This window comes from Agromyces binzhouensis, assembly GCF_004135055.1.
GTDB lineage: Bacteria > Actinomycetota > Actinomycetes > Actinomycetales > Microbacteriaceae > Agromyces > Agromyces binzhouensis.
Genome location: NZ_SDPL01000635.1, coordinates 1 through 1,203 on the forward strand (window position 1 = coordinate 1; position 1,203 = coordinate 1,203).

General features: G+C 73.6%; 2 pseudogenes and 1 riboswitch. Both pseudogenes read right to left on the reverse strand.

Annotated elements, in window-relative coordinates:
* A pseudogene (locus tag ESO86_RS17270) lies at positions 1-256 on the reverse strand (riboflavin biosynthesis protein RibD); the annotation flags it as partial.
* A gap of 76 nt (positions 257-332) precedes the next feature.
* Positions 333-478, reverse strand: a riboswitch (FMN riboswitch).
* Positions 479-568: 90 nt separating this feature from the next.
* A pseudogene (locus ESO86_RS19480) lies at positions 569-1,203 on the reverse strand (hypothetical protein); the annotation flags it as partial.

The window sequence follows — 1,203 nt, forward strand, 5'->3', positions numbered from 1 at the left end:
CGTGGTTGCACGGCTCGAGCGTGACGACCGCGGTCGCGCCGCGCGCGCCGCCCGGTGCCAGCTTGGCGAGCGCGTCGACCTCCGCGTGCGCGGTGCCGGCGCCGCGGTGCCAGCCCTCGGCGAGCACGTCGCCGCCGGGGGAGAGGATGACGCACCCGACGCGGGGGTTGACGCCCCGTGCCGGTCCGCGCTCCGCGAGCTCCAGCGCCCGACGCATCGTCGCGGCATCGGTCGCCGCCCGCGTGACCGTGGTCATCGCCTGTCGCCTGCCTTCCAGGCTCCGGGGCGCCCGGGCATCGCCGGACCGGTCGACCACGCGCATGGCGTCGCCGACACGTGCTGCCTCCCATCCGGACTTTCACCGTCGGTACCGGAATTCCACCGGATCAACCGTCCGCGCGTGACCGGATGGTCACGCGCTCGCGGCTCGCGGACTTTCACCGCCGGTTCGGACTTGCACCGACCCCGGAGCACGTTACGTGTTCGATTCTAGGTCAACGTCCCGGGGCGCCGGGTATTCCCGGAGGCCCCCGGGCCGGGACCCGCGCGCGTGGGTGCCTCGCGCGGTTCAGCGGCAGGCGGTGGATGCCTGGATCTGCGCGTCGCTCGGCCGGCCGTACGCCTCGATGCCCGCGCCGGGCAGGTCGTAGCCCATGCCGATCGCCCAGGCGGTCGCCCAGACCTCGTGGTCGCCTGCGAACTCGGGTCCGTCGAAGATCGTCGCGCACGCCTCGCGCAGCACCTGCACGTGGCCGACCTCGTGCACGACGACGGCCCTGGCGTTCTCGTCCGAGTACCACGCCTCCTCGATGCTGAGGGTCAGTGAGATGAGTCCCCAGCCGTCGCCGTCGCCGTCCTCGAAGAACTCGGCCGTGCCCGAGTAGTACCCGTCGCTGGAGAAGCCGCCCACCTCGTCGGCCCAGGCGACGTCGAACGGGACGTCGAAGGCGATGGACCTGGCGAACGACTCGATCTCGGCCCGGAGGGGGAACTCGGCCAGGCGCGCGACCTCGGCGGCGTGCGACGCCCGCAGTTCGTCGACCGCGGACGCGAGGTCGGCGAACCGGCTCGAGTCGCCGGACGAGATCGTGGGGGAGTGCCGGAGCTCGGCGACGGCCTCCTCCACCGCGACGCGCGAGGCCACGGTCGCCGACGGGTTCTGCTCGAGCGCGGCGACGGCGCGCGCCTCGGTCCCGGCGATGA